General features: G+C 67.0%; 15 protein-coding genes. 6 read left to right on the top strand and 9 right to left on the bottom strand.

Features of this window, described 5'->3' with window-relative positions; all coding sequences use genetic code 11:
• Positions 1-2: 2 nt before the first annotated feature.
• From AC1DES_RS12125 to AC1DES_RS12090, 8 genes are all read right to left on the bottom strand, one after another.
• Entirely contained in the window at positions 3-1,937 is a 1,935-nt protein-coding gene (locus AC1DES_RS12125; protein ID WP_476895950.1) for an FAD-binding monooxygenase, read from the bottom strand.
• Positions 1,938-2,213: 276 nt separating this feature from the next.
• Entirely contained in the window at positions 2,214-2,612 is a 399-nt protein-coding gene (locus AC1DES_RS12120) for a hypothetical protein (protein WP_476895949.1), read from the bottom strand.
• Between the two features lie 262 nt (positions 2,613-2,874).
• Positions 2,875-3,297: a heat shock protein transcriptional repressor HspR gene (locus AC1DES_RS12115; RefSeq protein ID WP_476895948.1), complete on the bottom strand. Its 423-nt coding sequence runs from the start codon at positions 3,295-3,297 to the stop codon at positions 2,875-2,877.
• Positions 3,298-3,312: 15 nt separating this feature from the next.
• Entirely contained in the window at positions 3,313-4,290 is a 978-nt protein-coding gene (locus tag AC1DES_RS12110; RefSeq protein ID WP_476895947.1) for a DnaJ C-terminal domain-containing protein, read from the bottom strand.
• A gap of 267 nt (positions 4,291-4,557) precedes the next feature.
• Complete coding sequence (locus AC1DES_RS12105; RefSeq protein WP_476895946.1) at positions 4,558-5,217, bottom strand: nucleotide exchange factor GrpE; 660 nt, start codon at positions 5,215-5,217, stop codon at positions 4,558-4,560.
• A gap of 2 nt (positions 5,218-5,219) precedes the next feature.
• Complete coding sequence (gene dnaK / locus AC1DES_RS12100) at positions 5,220-7,091, bottom strand: molecular chaperone DnaK (protein WP_476895945.1); 1,872 nt, start codon at positions 7,089-7,091, stop codon at positions 5,220-5,222.
• 260 nt (positions 7,092-7,351) lie between these two features.
• Positions 7,352-7,819, bottom strand: coding sequence for a hypothetical protein (locus AC1DES_RS12095; protein ID WP_476895944.1), 468 nt, complete (start codon positions 7,817-7,819; stop codon positions 7,352-7,354).
• 192 nt (positions 7,820-8,011) lie between these two features.
• Positions 8,012-10,219, bottom strand: coding sequence for an MMPL family transporter (locus AC1DES_RS12090; protein WP_476895943.1), 2,208 nt, complete (start codon positions 10,217-10,219; stop codon positions 8,012-8,014).
• A 253-nt stretch (positions 10,220-10,472) separates the two neighbouring features.
• Here AC1DES_RS12090 and AC1DES_RS12085 point away from each other — a divergent pair, with 253 nt between their 5' ends.
• Positions 10,473-10,988 carry a MarR family winged helix-turn-helix transcriptional regulator gene (locus AC1DES_RS12085; protein WP_476895942.1) on the top strand — a complete coding sequence of 172 codons (516 nt, stop codon included), beginning with the start codon at positions 10,473-10,475 and terminating at the stop codon, positions 10,986-10,988.
• Here AC1DES_RS12085 and AC1DES_RS12080 read toward each other — a convergent pair.
• Complete coding sequence (locus tag AC1DES_RS12080) at positions 10,930-12,333, bottom strand: APC family permease (protein ID WP_476895941.1); 1,404 nt, start codon at positions 12,331-12,333, stop codon at positions 10,930-10,932. The genes AC1DES_RS12085 and AC1DES_RS12080 overlap by 59 nt on opposite strands.
• 109 nt (positions 12,334-12,442) lie before the next feature.
• Here AC1DES_RS12080 and AC1DES_RS12075 point away from each other — a divergent pair, with 109 nt between their 5' ends.
• The 5 genes from AC1DES_RS12075 (at position 12,443) to AC1DES_RS12055 (ending at position 15,789) form a co-directional block, all read left to right on the top strand.
• Positions 12,443-13,258: a methyltransferase domain-containing protein gene (locus AC1DES_RS12075; protein ID WP_476895940.1), complete on the top strand. Its 816-nt coding sequence runs from the start codon at positions 12,443-12,445 to the stop codon at positions 13,256-13,258.
• 66 nt (positions 13,259-13,324) lie between these two features.
• Positions 13,325-13,684, top strand: coding sequence for a YciI family protein (locus AC1DES_RS12070; RefSeq protein WP_476895939.1), 360 nt, complete (start codon positions 13,325-13,327; stop codon positions 13,682-13,684).
• 164 nt (positions 13,685-13,848) lie between these two features.
• On the top strand, positions 13,849-14,352 hold the full coding sequence (locus tag AC1DES_RS12065; protein WP_476895938.1) for a hypothetical protein: 504 nt from the start codon (positions 13,849-13,851) through the stop codon (positions 14,350-14,352).
• A gap of 171 nt (positions 14,353-14,523) precedes the next feature.
• Positions 14,524-15,075 (top strand): dihydrofolate reductase family protein, encoded by a 552-nt coding sequence (locus AC1DES_RS12060; RefSeq protein WP_476895937.1) that lies wholly within the window; start codon positions 14,524-14,526, stop codon positions 15,073-15,075.
• Between the two features lie 90 nt (positions 15,076-15,165).
• On the top strand, positions 15,166-15,789 hold the full coding sequence (locus tag AC1DES_RS12055) for a LysE family transporter (RefSeq protein WP_476895936.1): 624 nt from the start codon (positions 15,166-15,168) through the stop codon (positions 15,787-15,789).
• Positions 15,790-15,802 lie beyond the last annotated feature (13 nt).

Genomic DNA, 15,802 nt, shown 5'->3' with positions numbered 1-15,802 from the left:
GCTTAGCCGGCGTGATCCTGGAATTCGAGGATGTGGTTGCCCGCCTGCAGGAGGGGTGCGAAGAATGCGCCGAGCTCGGCCGTGGCCGTCAGCGGCAGAATGTTGGCCACGTACTGGTCCGGGCGTACCACCACGACGACGCCGCCGCGATCGAGGCCGCGAAGCTCGAAGATGTCCGCCGCCGGATCGGTAGCGTAGACCTTCTCGTAGTCAGTCAGCTGAAATGGTCCGACCCGCGGCTTGAACACCTTCGGAACGGCGCCGATGTCGACGCCAGTGTGTTCCTGCTGGTAGATGACCTTCACGTCGAACCACGCGTCAAGGTCAGCCCCTTCCGGGGTTGCAGCGAGGGGCGAGTCAGGTGCGTTCACGATCCATTCGGCGAACTCGGCGACCGGCGACGCCGTTCCCTCCTGTTGCGTTTGGGGCGCTGCAGCGTCGGCGAAGACATAGATGCGCCACCGCCCGTCCGCAGTGGCGTGGTGGCCGAGGTGCATCGGGTTGGTGTCGCAGACACGTACAACGGGCGCGGACTTGAGGCGCTTGCCGATGAGGAAGCCGGTGGCCAGGTCCTGGTAGGCGGGAGCGGCGATGAGCAGCGAGGGTTCGTACTGGGTCATGAACCCGGCGGGGAACTCGGCGGTGCCCACGTAGAAGTCCTCAAGCTCGGAGGGGCTTTCGAACTCCTCGGGCTTCTTCGCCATGAGCGTCGACCATTCCTTGTCGAAGTCGATGAGGTTCTTCGCGATGACCTGGCGTTCGGCCGAATACGTGGACAGCAGGCTCTCCGGGCTGCGGCCCTCAAGCACGTGCCCGAGCTTCCAGCCCAGGTTGAAACCGTCCTGCATGGAGACATTCATGCCCTGGCCGGCCTTGGCGCTGTGCGTGTGGCATGCGTCGCCGGTGATGAACACGCGCGGCGTGCGCGTGCCGGGCTGGTCCGGCAGGACGTCGTCGAACCGGTCGGTGAGGCGGTGGCCAACCTCGTACACACTGTGCCATGCGACGTTGCGGACATCGAGGGTATAGGGGTGCAGGATCTCGTTGGCCTGGGCGATGATCTGCTCGATCGTGGTGCTGCGCACGGCGCCGTTGTCATCCGGGTCTACTTCGCCGAGGTCGACGTACATGCGGAAGAGGTAGCCACCTTCGCGCGGGATCAGCAGGATGCTGCCGCCGGCGCCGGACTGGATCGCGCACTTGGTGCGGATGTCCGGGAAGTCCGTGACGGCGAGGACGTCCATGACGCCCCAGGCGTGGTTGGCCTGGTCGCCCGTCAGGGTGCAGCCAATCGAGTCCCGGACCTTGCTCCTGGCGCCGTCCGCGCCTACGACGTATTTCGCCCTGACTGTCCGTTCACGGCCCTCGTCGGGGCCGGCGGTGTGCAGGAGGGTGACGGTGACGGGGTAGTCCGCCGCGTCCTCGACCTCGAGGCTCAGGAATTCGAGGCCGTAGTCCGGCGACATGCGGGTGGGCGCGTTGGCCATGAACTCGGCGAAGTAGTCCAGGACGCGGGCCTGGTTGACGATCAAGTGCGGGAACTCGCTGATGCCTGTCGTGTCGTCCTTGGCGCGGGCGGTGCGGACGATTTTGGCCGGGTCGGTGGGGTCCGGCTTCCAAAAGGCCATCTCAGTGATCCGGTACGCCTCGGCGATGATCCGCTCGGCGAAGCCGAAGGCCTGGAAGGTCTCGACACTCCGGGCCTGGATGCCGTCGGCCTGGCCGATGGGCAACCGGCCGCCGCGGCGCTCCACGATCCGGGTGGTGATGCCGGAGAACTGGGACAGCTGCGCGGCGGTTAGCATCCCTGCAGGCCCGGTGCCCACAATGAGCACGTCGACCTCGTCGGGTACTTGCGTGGGCCGACCGATGCCGACGCCGGCGGCTGGCCGGATTCGCGGGTCACCGGAGACGTAACCGTGGTGGTGGAACTGCACGGGCATTCCTCACTTCGTTGTGTGGTGGTTGGTCCGTCGCCGTCATTGTGAGTTCGATAATAGAACTTGACGTTCGATAATAGAATTGTGGATCTCAAACCAAACTGTACGGCAGGTATGACATGGGCTACAAGCGCGGCAGGAACTCAGGGATGAGGAGTGGCCAATCAGCAACGAGGAGTCACTTAGCGCCGAAAAGACCAGAATGGACGCAATGTGACCCCGCGTTGCATTGCTCAGGTGTGGGCCGGGATCCGAAAGACGCGATGCCCGCCGTCAGGCGGTGGCCACTCCGCCCACGGACCGTGAGGCTGTCCGCTTGCGGAACCAGCGGCCCACAGCCTTGCCTTTGCCCTTCCACCAGTTGTCCTCGTCGGTGCCCTGGCGCCAGCGGAAGGTCACGGCAACGATCAGGAAGACGCCCGAGGCCACGTCCTGCCAGGCTCCGGCGGCCGCATTGATCAGCACACTGACCGCGAGGATCAGGATCGACGGCAACGCCAGGGTCTTGAATATTGTGCTGGCCACGTAACGCCGATGCGAGCGGGGCACGGAGAGCACCCTGGCCATGTCAGAACAGACGCACACCAGAACGAGCGCATGCCCCAAGGCCATCAGGATCGAGCCCGGCAGGGAGCCGGCGAACAGGACCGCCGACTCCAGCCTCTGGCTCATAGCACGCCCACGGACGGTCCAGGGCGCAGACCCGGACCGACGGTCTTCCATGATTCCAACATGCGTGCCCCCGGCGTCTCCGGCTGTTCGCTGGCCAGCGTGTGCGCGGCCATCCAGCCCTCATTCAACCCGCCAGCCCGTCGCGACGTCCCGCGAAGCAGCTACCCGGGTTTCAGACTCCGGACTACCTGCCGCCGCCTACGATTACTCAAGCAAACGGCGTACGACAAACCGCACGGGTCCCCGCTGCACGCGGACCCCGTCACTCAGTCCCGCGGGGTCGCCACACGACGAGTGCCTGGGACCTCGCCCGGGGCCGCTTGCCGCGGGCCAGGCTGACGACGTCGCCGGCCGTTCCGGCCGCGAAGATCCTGGCATCCATAGGTTCGCGGCGCCGGCCCAGTTCCTCGGTCAGCTCGCTCACACGGCCCTGCAGGGCAGCCACCTGGTTCTCCAGCTGGAGGATCCGCTTGATGCCTTCCAGGGAGACACCCGCTTGCGAGAGCCGCTGGACCTCGCGCAGCATGTTCACATCCCGTTGCGAGTACCGCCGGGACTTGCCGGGGGCGCGGCTGGGCGAGACGATGCCCAGCCGGTCGTACTGGCGCAGCGTCTGCGGGTGCATGTCCGCCAGCTCCGCAGCGACAGAGATGACGAAGATCGGCTGATCGAAGTCGATGGCCATGGCAGGACCCCGGACTTAGAGCCGGGCCTTGGCTGCCAGCTCGGCGCGGACGTCTTCACCGGCGGTGGCCGCGGCGAAGGCCTGCACGGCCTCCTCCGCTTCCTTGTTCAGGCGCCGGGGAACAGCGACGTCGATCGTCACCAGGAGGTCGCCGGTGGCCTTGGCGTGCTTGACGCCGCGGCCTTTGACGCGGAGCGTACGGCCGGACGGTGTGCCGGCCGGGACCCGGACCTTCACCTTGTCGCCGTCGATGGTCGGAACCTCGATGTCCGCGCCCAGGGCTGCCTCGGGGAAGGAGACCGGGACATGAATCCGGAGGTTGTCGCCGTCGCGGACGTAGAAATCGTGCGGCTTCACGGACACCGTGACCATGAGGTCGCCGTTGCCCGCCGGGCCGTACTGGCCCTTGCCGCGGACCCGGACCTTCTGGCCGTCCTTGATGCCGGCCGGCACGCGGACATCAATGACCTCGCCGTCCGGTTCACGCAGGCCGATCGTGGTGCCGCGGATCGAGCCGGCGAAGGAAATCGTGGTGGACGCGGTACGGTCCGCGCCCTTCTGTGGGGCACGCTGGAAGGACTGTCCCCCGCCGAAACCGCCGCCGAAGAGGTCGGCGAACTCTGGCGGGATGCCGCCGGCTGTGCTGTAGCTGCCGGAATGGCGTCCGCCGCCGCCGGTGAAGAGGCCGCCGAAGAGGTCCTCAAATCCCGCGCCGCCGCTCGTTCCGCCGCCGCCGCCGGGAGCAAACCGGGCGCCGCCGCCCATGGCCCGGATCGCGTCGTATTGCTGACGCTCGTCGGCGTCCGAGAGCACGGAATAGGCCTCGGAAATGTCCTTGAACTTCTTCTCCGAAGCGGTATCCCCGGCGTTGGTATCCGGGTGGTGCTGCCGCGCGAGTTTCCGGTAGGCCTTCTTGATGTCGGCGTCGGAAGCGTCCTTGGCGACACCAAGGATCTTGTAAAAGTCCTTGTCCACCCAATCCTGGCTAGCCAATGGCGTTTCCTTTCAAAAGTCGTGCAAAGTGCGCTTCGCAGATGATGGGCCCCCGCCCCTTCGCGTGGTGGCTTGGTCCTGACGGACCAGCCACCACGCTCCGGCAGGCCCGATGCCACTCCCGGGGCCCATCATCTGCTTCGCGCTGTTTGTCCACTCACTTTAGGCGAGCGACACGCCGGCGCCGAGGCCGGATAGGGGGCGGCGGTGTGGAGGGCACCGCGAAGCGGGCACCGCCCCCTATCCGGCGTAGCGCCGAAGGTGACATTACGCCGGCACAGCCACGATGACCTGTGCCGCGCGGAGCACCCGCTCCCCGGACTTGTAGCCCGAGCGCAGGACCTGGCTGACGGTGTCGACTTCGATGTCCGTGCCGGGCTGCTGGATGAGGGCCTCGTGGATCGTGGGATCGAACTCCACTCCGGTCTCATCGATGCGTACCAGGCCGTACGTCTTGAGCGCGTTCTCCAGCTTGGCGGCGATCGCGGCGAACGGGCCGTCCGCGAGGTCCCCGTGCTGGCGGGCAGCGTCGACGTCGTCCAGCACCGGAAGCAGGGCATTCAGGACGCCAATGACGGCCATCTCCCCTGCTACGGCACGGTCGCGCTCTACGCGCTTGCGGTAGTTGACGTACTCGGCCTGAAGGCGTCGGAGATCGTTCTTCAGTTCCTCGGCCTCTGCCGCGTCGACTCCCTGCGCCACCGATTCCGCGGCAGGAACCTCAACGCTGTTGAGGATGTCCTCCGCCTGGGACAGTGCGTCCCCGGACTCGGCGTGCTCCTGGTCAGGGTGGCGTGCCTGGCCGGTCTTCGGATCAACCTTGCGGTTGTCGTGGATGACCGGCTTTTGCGGCTCGTTCTCCTGGTTGGCGGCGTCGCCCTGGTGCCCGGACGAACCGTGCTCCTCTTCGTTACCGTGATGCGGCATGGCTACTTCTTCTCGTCTTCGTCAACGATCTCGGCGTCGACGATGTCCTCGTCGGAACCTTCCGCGTGCTCACCAGCGGGGGCATCCTGTGCACCCTGGGCGCCGGTGGCGCCGTCCGGGGAACCGGCCTGGGCGTAGATGGCTTCGCCGAGCTTGGTCTGGGAAGCCTGCAGCTTCTCGAACGCGGACTTCACGGCGGCGTCGTCGGTGCCTTCGAGCGCCTTCTTCAGGGCGTCGACGTCGGCCTGGACCTCGGTCTTGACCTCTTCAGGCAGCTTGTCGGCGTTGTCGGCGATCAGCTTGTCCACGGAGTAGGCGAGCTGCTCGGCCGTATTGCGGGTGTCGGTGGCCTCGCGGCGCGCCTTGTCCTCTGCCGCGTGCTCTTCGGCGTCACGGACCATGCGGTCGATGTCATCCTTGGAGAGTGCGGTGCCGCCGGTGATGGTCATCGACTGTTCCTTGCCGGTGCCCTTGTCCTTCGCCGAGACGTGCACAATGCCGTTGGCGTCGATGTCGAAGGTGACCTCGACCTGCGGGACGCCACGGGGGGCCGGGGCGATGCCGGTCAGTTCAAAGGTGCCGAGCGGCTTGTTGTCGCGGGTGAACTCGCGCTCGCCCTGGAAGACCTGGATGGCCACGGACGGCTGGTTGTCATCTGCCGTGGTGAAGGTCTCGGACCGCTTGGTCGGGATGGCGGTGTTGCGCTCGATCAGGTGCGTCATGATGCCGCCCTTGGTTTCGATGCCCAGCGACAGCGGGGTGACGTCGATCAGCAGTACGTCCTTGCGCTCGCCCTTGAGGACACCGGCCTGCAGGGCAGCGCCAACGGCGACGACCTCGTCCGGGTTAACGCCCTTGTTGGGCTCCTTGCCGCCGGCCAGTTCCTTGACGAGGTCGTACACGGCGGGCATGCGGGTAGAGCCGCCGACGAGCACGATGTGGTCGATCTCGGAGAGCTTGATGCCGGCTTCCTGGATGACGTCGTGGAACGGCTTCTTGGTGCGGTCCAGCAGGTCCTTGGTGAGGTCCTGGAACTTGGCGCGGGTCAGCTGCTCGTCCAGGTGGACCGGGCCGTCGGGGGTGACGGAGAGGTACTGGAGGGAGACGTTCGTGCTCGACGAGGAGGACAGCTCCTTCTTGGCCTGCTCGGATGCCTCACGCAGGCGCTGGAGTGCGATCTTGTCCTTGGAGAGGTCAATGCCCTTGACCTTGAGCTGGTTCAGCAGGTAGTCCACCACACGCTGGTCCCAGTCGTCGCCGCCGAGGCGGTTGTCACCGGCGGTGGAGCGCACCTGGATGGTGGAGAAGTTGTCTTCGTCTTTGCCTACCTCCAGGAGGGAGACGTCGAAGGTTCCGCCGCCGAGGTCGAAGACGAGGATGAGTTCGTCTTCCTTGCCCTTGTCCAGGCCGTAGGCCAGGGCGGCCGCAGTGGGCTCGTTGACAATGCGCAGCACCTTCAGGCCCGCGATTTCGCCGGCCTCCTTGGTGGCCTGGCGCTGGGCGTCGTTGAAGTAGGCCGGAACGGTGATCACGGCGTCCGTGACCTTTTCGCCCAGGTAGGACTCCGCGTCGTTCTTCAGCTTCATGAGGATACGCGCGGAGATTTCCTGCGCCGTGTACTTCTTCTCGTCAATGGCCACGGTCCAGTCAGTGCCCATGTGGCGCTTGACGGACGCAATGGTGCGGTCAATGTTGTTGACGGCCTGGCGCTTGGCGATCTCGCCGACCAGGACCTCGCCGGTTTTGGAGAATGCAACGACCGACGGCGTGGTGCGGCCGCCCTCGGCGTTGGCAATGACGGTGGGCTCGCCACCTTCGAGAACGGAGACGACGGAGTTGGTGGTTCCGAGGTCAATACCTACTGCACGTGACATGTGTTGCTTCCTTACTTTCCTGGGAATCTGTTAAAGGCTGCGGACCCAAGGATTTCAACCGCATGGATCCGACCGTTGTTGAGCGATCTGCACTCAACTCTACCCAGACCCGGATTTAAGTCAATTCAAAGTTGAGTCGAGTGGACTCAACTTTGAATTAATGGCTTTCCGTTTCGATTCCAAACAGCCGGATTTCCGGCTTTCCGGCGCCTGCCGGCCCCGGTTTCGCCCTGCGCGAACCCGGCCGCCGGGCTCACCGGTCAGCTGTCCTCGCGCGCCGCCTCGTCGCGATCGGCGTCCCCGGCGGCTTCACCGCCGGTCCGCCGGACGCCGCCAGCTGCGGCTGTTCCGGCAGTGCCGTAGTCCCCCTCGGGATACTCGCCCTCCTCGACGACGGCGGCAGCCTCACCCACGGCTCCGGCCGTTCCATAATCCCCCGCAGGGTAGGCGCCCTCTTCCTCGCCGACGGACGACGCTACGGCCACACCGGCGTGGCCGTAGTCCCCGGCGGGATATTCACCTTCGACGGCCGTGGGCGGGTTTTCGCCCGCGACACCCGCCGAACCGTAATCGCCCTCGACGTACTGGCCTTCGGCGGCTTCGGCTTCGGTAGCCCGCGCAGCTTCGGCGGCAGCGGTTTCGGGCTCCGGGGCCGGCGTGCCGGCACCCTGCTTCTGTGCTGCCGCACGATCAATCTCGTTGTGTTCAGACATGCTGTTTTCAGACATGGACGGACCCTTCCAGGAAGCACCGGGCACGCCCGGGCGGGCGCAGGGGCAGTCTATCGAGCGCGCCATCGAGGCGACAGGGGCACCAGGGAACGGGCCGGGGGAGGCAGCCGCCGCCACCGCGTCCTGGTGGGGGGACCAGGCAAAGTGGCGGCGGCATCCCCCGGCTAATGGGCCGGGCCGGCCGGATGGTTACCGGGCGGCGGCGGCCTCGGTTTCCTCGGGCGCGACGGCGGTCCGGCCGCCTGGCGCCGGCACGTCCGATTCCGGGCGGCCCAGGCGGGCCGGCCACCAGATGCGCCGTCCGAGGTCGTAGGCCAGGGCAGGGACCAGGAGGGAGCGGACCAGCACGGTATCCAGGAGAACACCGAAGGCGACGACAAACGCGATCTGCACGAGGAACATGATGGGAATGACGCCAAGGGCCGCAAAGGTGGAGGCCAGGACCACCCCTGCGGAGGTGATCACACCGCCCGTAACGCCCAAGCCGCGCAGGATGCCGGGCCTGGAGCCATGCTTCAGCGATTCCTCCCGGACCCGGCTCATCAGGAAAATGTTGTAGTCCACGCCCAGGGCGACCAGGAAGACAAACCCGAACAGCGGCACCGTGGCATCGGCCCCCGGGAAATGGAAGACGTTGTTGAACACGACTGCCGAGACCCCCATGGCCGCGCCATAGGACAGGACCACCGAGGCCACCAGCAGGACCGGTGCCAGCACTGAACGCAGCAGCAGCATGAGAATCACGAGGATGACGGCCAGGATGACCGGGATGATCGTGACCAGGTCACGCTGGGCGGTGGTGTTCGTGTCCAGCGCGGTGGCGGTCACGCCGCCCACCAGCGCGCCGTCGTCGATCGTCTTCAGTTCCTGCCTCAGCGACATGACGACCTTCTCGGCCTCGCTGGAGTCAGCCGCGAAGTCCAGCGTGGCGTTGATGAGCACTTTTCCGTCCCGCACCGCCGGGGCAGTGGAGGTGCCGGGCGCCCCGGTGATCGGGACGCTGCCCTCTGCCAGCAGGAAGGCGCCGCCGACGCCGCCGCTGGCCTTGACCTTGTCCAGCACGTCCTGCGCCTTTGCCTGGTCGGCCACAACCACCGCGGGGCTGCCGGACCCGGCGTCAAAGTGCCGGGCCAGGGCGTCCTGGCCGTCGACGGCGTTGGACGCGGTGAGGATGAGATCTGTCTGCGGCACCCCGTTGGCCCTGAGCTGGAGGACTCCCGCGGACGCCACCAGAAGCAGGAGTGCGGAGGCCACCCAGACGGTCCGGGGCCGTCGCGAAACGAGGGAGCCCGTTGCACGCCATAGCCCCTTCTGGCCTTCCAGACCAGTGACAAACTCAGGTTCCCGCTCCGCTTCCGGGAGGAGTTTCGGACGGAACGGCCAGAACGCGGCACGACCCAGCAATGCCAGCATGGCGGGCAGCAGGGTCAGTGCCGCGAAGAGGGAGCACAGGATGCCGGCCGCCGCCACCGGGCCAAGCGCCCGGTTGGAATTGAGGTCGGAGAACAAGAGGCACAACAGCGCGATGATGACCGTAGCGCCGGACGCCAGGATCGGCTCGAAGGAGGCTTTCCACGCCGTGAGCACCGCCGCGGTCCGGTTGGTGGTGTGCGTGAGCGCCTCACGGAACCGTGCCACGAAAAGCAGGGCGTAGTCCGTGGCGGCGCCGATCACGAGGATGGAGAGGATGCCCTGGCTCTGGCCGTTGAGCTGGATCCAGCCGAGTTTGGCCATGCCGAAGACCAGCAGGATAGCGGCACAGAGGGCGAACACGGACGTGAAGAGCACCGCGATGGGCAGCAGCAGGGAGCGGTACACGACCAGCAGGATCAGGAACACGGCCGCGAGCGCCACGAGCAGCAAGATGCCGTCGATGCCGGCGAAGGCGCCCACGAAGTCCGCCGCCAGGCCGGCCGGCCCGGTCACGAAGGTCTGCATCCCCTCCGGGGCGGAGGCCCTGACCTCATCGCGGAGCCCCTTGACGGCAACCTTGACCTCGCCCGAGGAGGAGATCGGAACCACGAACTGCACTGCCTTCGAATCCCGGGACGGGACGGGGCCGATGACGGCGCTGACGTCCTTGAGCGCTTCCAGCTTCCCCTTGAGCGCCGCCGCCTGCCCGAGCTGCCCCGGGGTGAAGACAGAGTCGCTCTCGATCACGATGACTGCGGGGATTTCGCTGGAGTCCCGGAACCTGGCCTGCCAGTCCTGGGCTTCGGTGGCTTCGGCGCCCGCGGGCAGGAAAGACGCCTGGTCGTTGGAGGAGACTTCGCCCAGGCGGCCAAAAGTGGGGCCGCCGATGCCGGCGATGGCCAGCCACGTCACAACGAGCAGCACGGGGACCAGCCAGCGGAGCCAGAACGGGACGCGGGAGGTGATGCAGGAAGTGGTGTTCATGGGTCCTTCTGGGGGCTGCCTCGGAGGAGTAAAATATTCTCCATAGTAGACTATCTCCACTATGGAGATAACCCCCTCGGGAAAGCTAAACAGGAAAGATGGCAGGGAAGAATAATCCGGAGACGTCAGCGAATGTCCTGCAGCACCTGCCTGGCGTCCTCTGCAGTAAACTCCGGGGGGCGCAGTTCACGGCGCCGCCGCGAACTGGCCACGGCCCGGCCCACCCTTGCCGCGGCCCTGAAGGAGGCTCATCGTGCCAACGGAAGTACCGGGACGACCGGAGGGTACCGGGCCGCCGCCCCTGGTCCGGCTCCTTCAGGACTTCACCCTCGAAACAAACCGCTACGTGGACTCCGTCGGCGGCCGAAATGACATGCACCGGACCGATCTCAACGCCCTGGCCGTCATCATGCGCCACACTGCGCGGGGCGAGATCGTCACTCCCGGCCTGCTGAGGACGGAGCTGAATCTCAGTTCCCCCGCCACGACCGCCTTGATCGACCGGCTCCACAGCTCCGGCCATGTGGTCCGCGAACGCGAGGGGACGGACCGCCGGCAGGTTCAACTCCGCATGACGCCGAAGGCTTATCGCGACGGCGGCGCCATGTTCCTCCCGCTGGCCCGTCACATGGGTGCCGCGATGGCCGCGTTCTCTCCCGCGGAGCTGGACATTGTCACCCGGTTCATGAACTCAATGATCGACGCCACCCTCAGCGCTGGGCGGGAGGCGTCGCAGGAGACGTCACCGGCTCCAGCTGATTCGCAATAACCGGCGTTTCGCCGCTGGGCGATCCCAGTGGTGAGCCCGCCGGGCGGCTGCCGGGGGTGCCCGCAGGCTTTCCAGCCCGTTCGCCCGCGCCCCGGCCCGCGAACCGGCCGCCGGCCCAGGCCGCGCCTGCCGCCAGCGCTGCCGGGACCAGGAGCGCCCAGCCGCTGAACAGCAGGACCGCCACCATCACAGCCGTGGCCACAACGACGCCGTACCAGGCGGCGGTCCGAGGGCGCAGCAGCCGGATGCCGGCGGCCAGGCCGAACGCCGTCACTGCGGTGAAACATGCCGACGCCGCCCCGATCTGGAACTGCATGTCCGTCAGCCCGACGATTGCAGCGGCGAAGGACAGCACCGTGAGGACAGCCAGGGTCGCCAGGCTTCCGGCCGGAACCTGCCCGGGCGCCGAGCCCCGGGCGAGTGGCCGCGGCAGCACGCCGTCGGACGCCAGCGCGGCGCCGAGCCGGCTGGCGCCCGCCACGAAGGTATTGATGGGGCCGAACGTCAGGACGGCTGCTGCGACGGCGGTCAGTGGAGCGGCGAGGCTGCCGAGGCCCTTCTCCAGCAGGTCCGCGATGGGCACTGCACTGCCGGGCAGCCGAGGGCCGAGCACCGCCACCGAGGCCGCGGCGACGCCGATGTAGACCACGCCCACCACGATCAGCGTCAGCCATGTGGCCCGCTTGAGGTCGCGCTCCGGATTGCGGAACTCCCCCGCAAGGTGCGAGACGGCTTCCCAGCCTGCGAAGCAGAAAAACAGCAGGCTTGCCGCATCCCCGACGGCCCAGTATCCGTGCGGTGCGAAGGGCTGGAAATTCTCCGCCCTCGCGTGCGGTGCGGCGAGGACGACGGCGAGCGCCAGCAGTCCGACCAGCAGGACCATGAGCAGTAGCTGGATGCGGCTGGACACCCGGATCCCGACGGCGTTGCTGACGAAGGCGGCCAGGAGGATCACGGCCGCGGCCAGCACCGCGGTTTCCCGCCCGCCGCCCAGGGCGTGGGCGATGTAGTTGCCGCCGATCACGGCCGTCGCCGGGGCGCCGCAGGGGATCGAGAAGTAGAAGAGGTAGCCGGCCACCACCGAGGCGCGGCGGCCGAAAGCGCGCTTGACGAAGTGGGCGATTCCTCCGGCGTCGGGCTGCTGGCGGCTCATTTCGGCGAAGCTGAAAGCCACCGGGATGCAGAAAACCAGCAGCAGTGCCCACGCAAGCAGCGACGCCGGGCCCGCTTCCTTGGCTGCAATGGCGGGAAGGACCAGCACCCCTGAGCCGAGGATTGCCCCGACGTAGATGCCTGTCGCCCGGAACAGGCCGAGTCCTCCGGTGTTGCTGTTGTTGATCTCCACTCCTCTAATGATCCTCATACCCGCCGCCGGGAGAAGCCGCAAAGCTGCCGGTCAGCCGCGAAATACTGCCTGCTTCCGCTGGCCACGCGCGGAAGGGTAGCGTTCCATTATGAGTGCTGAACAGCCCGAAGATGTCTACACCCACGGCCACCACGAGTCCGTAGTCCGGGCCCACGCCTCCCGGACGGCGGAGAACTCCGCAGCGTTTGTCATCCCCCACCTCCTCCCCGGGGTCTCGGTACTCGACGTCGGCTGCGGACCCGGCAGCATCACCTGCGACTTCGCGGACGTCGTCGCCCCCGGCAAAGTCACCGGCCTGGACCGGTCGCCCGACGTGATCGCCCAGGCGGGCGCCCTTGCCGCCAAACGCGGCGTGGCAAACGTCGAATTCGTTGCCGGCAACGTCTACGACCTCGCCTTCGGGGACGAGTCGTTCGACGTCGTCCACGCGCACCAGGTCCTCCAGCATCTGACGGACCCGGTGGCTGCTTTGCGCGAGATGCGCCGCGTGGCCAAGGCTGGCGGCATCGTGGCCGTGCGCGACGCCGATTTCCACGGCATGAGCTGGTACCCCGCCATCCCGGAACTCGACGAATGGATGGAGCTGTACCAGCGGGTCGCCCGCCGCAACGGTGCCGAGCCCGATGCCGGCCGTCGCCTCGTGTCCTGGGTGCAGGCCGCCGGGTTCACGGACGTGGCGCCATCGAGCAGCAACTGGTTGTACGCGACCGGCCAGCAGCGGCGCTGGCAGGCCCGGGTGTGGGGCGAGCGGGTGCTGCATTCGGCCTTCGCGGACCAGGCGCTCGAGTACGGTCTCGCCAGCGAGGCCGACCTCGCCCGGATCTCCGCGGGCTGGCACCGGTGGGGCTCCACGGGCGACGGCTGGTTCCTGATCCCCAACGGCGAGGTGATCGCCCGCGCGTGAAGCCACCCGGACACATGCCGTTCCATGGGTTCTTCCGGACCATAACCACTTCGCAAGGAGTTCGAGATGAAATACATGATCATGATGTTTGGCTCGTCCGAGGCCATGATGGGCACCTCCGATCCTGCGTGGGTCAAGGAGATGATCGGCTACATGATCCGGATAGACAAGGATCTGCGCGACTCCGGCGAGCTGGTGTTCAACGCCGGTCTGGCTGACGGCAGCACCGCGAAGCTGGTCAGGCAGACCGACCACGGCGTGGTCGCCACCGAGGGGCCGTTCGCGGAGGCCAAGGACTCGCTCATCGGCTTCTGGGTGGTGGAGGTAGCCAGCGAGGAACGCGCCATCGAGATCTGCTCGGGCATCGTCAAGTACGCCCAGGTGGTGGAGCTCCGGGCGGTTCCGGACGGCCCGCCCGAGGTCTAATCCGGCTGCGGTTCTCCGCGCGCGTGCCCGCCGCGGGCGGCCGGACGGCTCACAGCACCGCCACAGGCACGCGAAAGGGCGGCCATAACTCCGGAGCTGAGGCTGGGAACAGGCCGAATCCTCGGCCGGCCCGGATTCCCGGGCCCCAGCGAAGGAGCAACACCATGGCTAAGATCAACAAGACCACCGCGGGCATCATGCTCGCTGCAGTCATCGGCGGCGGCGCCATCGGCGCCTCAGCACTGCCGGCGATGGCAGCCGACACCACGGGCAGTTCGACGTCTACCGCGGCCAGCGGCTACGACAACGGCTACGGGACGCACGGCGGCGGAACCGGAGCCCCGCGCGGACCGCACCAGGCCAACGGCAAGACGGAAGAACTCCTCACCGGCGACACCGCCGCGAAGGTCGAGGCTGCCGTCAAGGCCGCCCAGCCGGGCGCGACGATCGAACGGATGGAAACCGACGCCGACGGCGCCACCTACGAAGCCCACATCACCAAGGCGGACGGCACCCACGCCACCGTGCTGTTTGATGCGAACTTCACCATCACCGAAACCCAGGACCAGGGCCAGGACCAGGGCCAGGGCGGCCCCGGCGGAGGCCATGGCGGCCCCGGCGATGCCGACGCGGACGACGCCACGGGCGGCGCCACCTCCAACGGCTAACCCTGGGCGGACCACCCCGGACAACGGGGCGCAGCCGTCGTCCGGGGCGCAGCCGTCGTCCGGGGCGCAGCCGTTGTCCGGGGCGCAGCCTCCACTCGTGGCGCTCAGCCATTCCTTGCCGTCCGGACAGCCGATAGGGTGCTCGAAGGACGCCCGACTAAGGAGAACCCCATGCGCAAAGTGACGGCCGGTCTTTTCTGCTCCGTGGATGGCGTGGTTGAAGACCCGTTCCTCTGGCAGTTCGACAGTTTCGACGAGGAACTTGGCGCCGGGATGGGCGAGATGATGGGCCGGATAGATGCCGGGCTCCTGGGCCGTGTCGGGTACCAGCAGTGGGCGGAGAACTGGCCGAATGCTGCAAGAGATGCCGACTTCGCGGGCTTCATCAACCCGCTGCCGAAATTTGTCGCGTCCCGGACGCTGGGCGGGGACCTTGAATGGCAGAATTCGCGCCTGATCGACGGTCCGCTGGAGGACTTCGTGGCGGACATGAAGAACAGCGACGGTGGCGACATCGGTGTCTTCAGCAGCATCTCGCTCGTCCGTCAGCTGCTATTCGCGGGGCTGCTCGACAGCTTGATGCTCATTGTCCATCCCGTGATCGCGGGCAGCGGCCGACGGCTCTTCAACGACGGCGATCCGCTGACCCGGCTGGTGCTCCAGGAGTCGCAGCAGACCAGCAAGGGCAACATGATCCTCAGCTACGGCCTCCGCGGCGACTGACGTCCCAGTCAGCTAACCACGCCAGCCAATCAACGCAACCAGCCCATCATCCAGTCCTGCCGGTCACGCCGGCGGCCGTAAACTTGGCTGGTGCAACCCTCCCTTTGGCTGGCCCTGGCCGGCGCCGGCGTCCTGATCAGCTTCACCCCCGGCGCAGGCGCCATTAACACGATGAGCAATTCGCTGAACTCGGGCTTCCGCCGTTCCATCTGGGGAATACTGGGCCAGCAGGCGGCCCTGATCGTGCACATCCTGATCGTGGCCCTGGGGGTCGGGGTGCTCGTAGCCAGCTCCCCGGTGGCCTTCAACGTCATCCGCTACGCCGGAGCCGCGTACCTGGTGTACCTCGGCATCCGGCAGTTCCTGCACAAGCCGGATCTGGACCAGGAGAAGGCCGCTGCTCTGCGCAATGAGCCGGCTTTCTCCATGTTCCGCCGCGGGTTGTGGGTGAACCTGCTCAACCCGAAGGCAATCGTCTTCTTCCTGGCGTTCATGCCCCAGTTCATCAGGCCCGGGAATCCGCTGCTTCCCCAGTACCTGGTCCTGTCCGCCACCGTGGTGGCCATCGACATCCTGGTGATGTGGTTTTTCTTCGCCGCTGCGGCCAAATCCTTCCAGCGTTTCACCCACGATGCCCGGGGACAGCTGATCCTGAACCGGACATTCGGCGTCCTGTTCGTGGCGGTCGGCGTCCTGCTGGCGCTGATCCACTGAGACCGGGAACCTT

The organism is Arthrobacter sp. 05T442, assembly GCF_056395945.1.
This window is presented reverse-complemented; position numbering and strand designations above follow the sequence as displayed.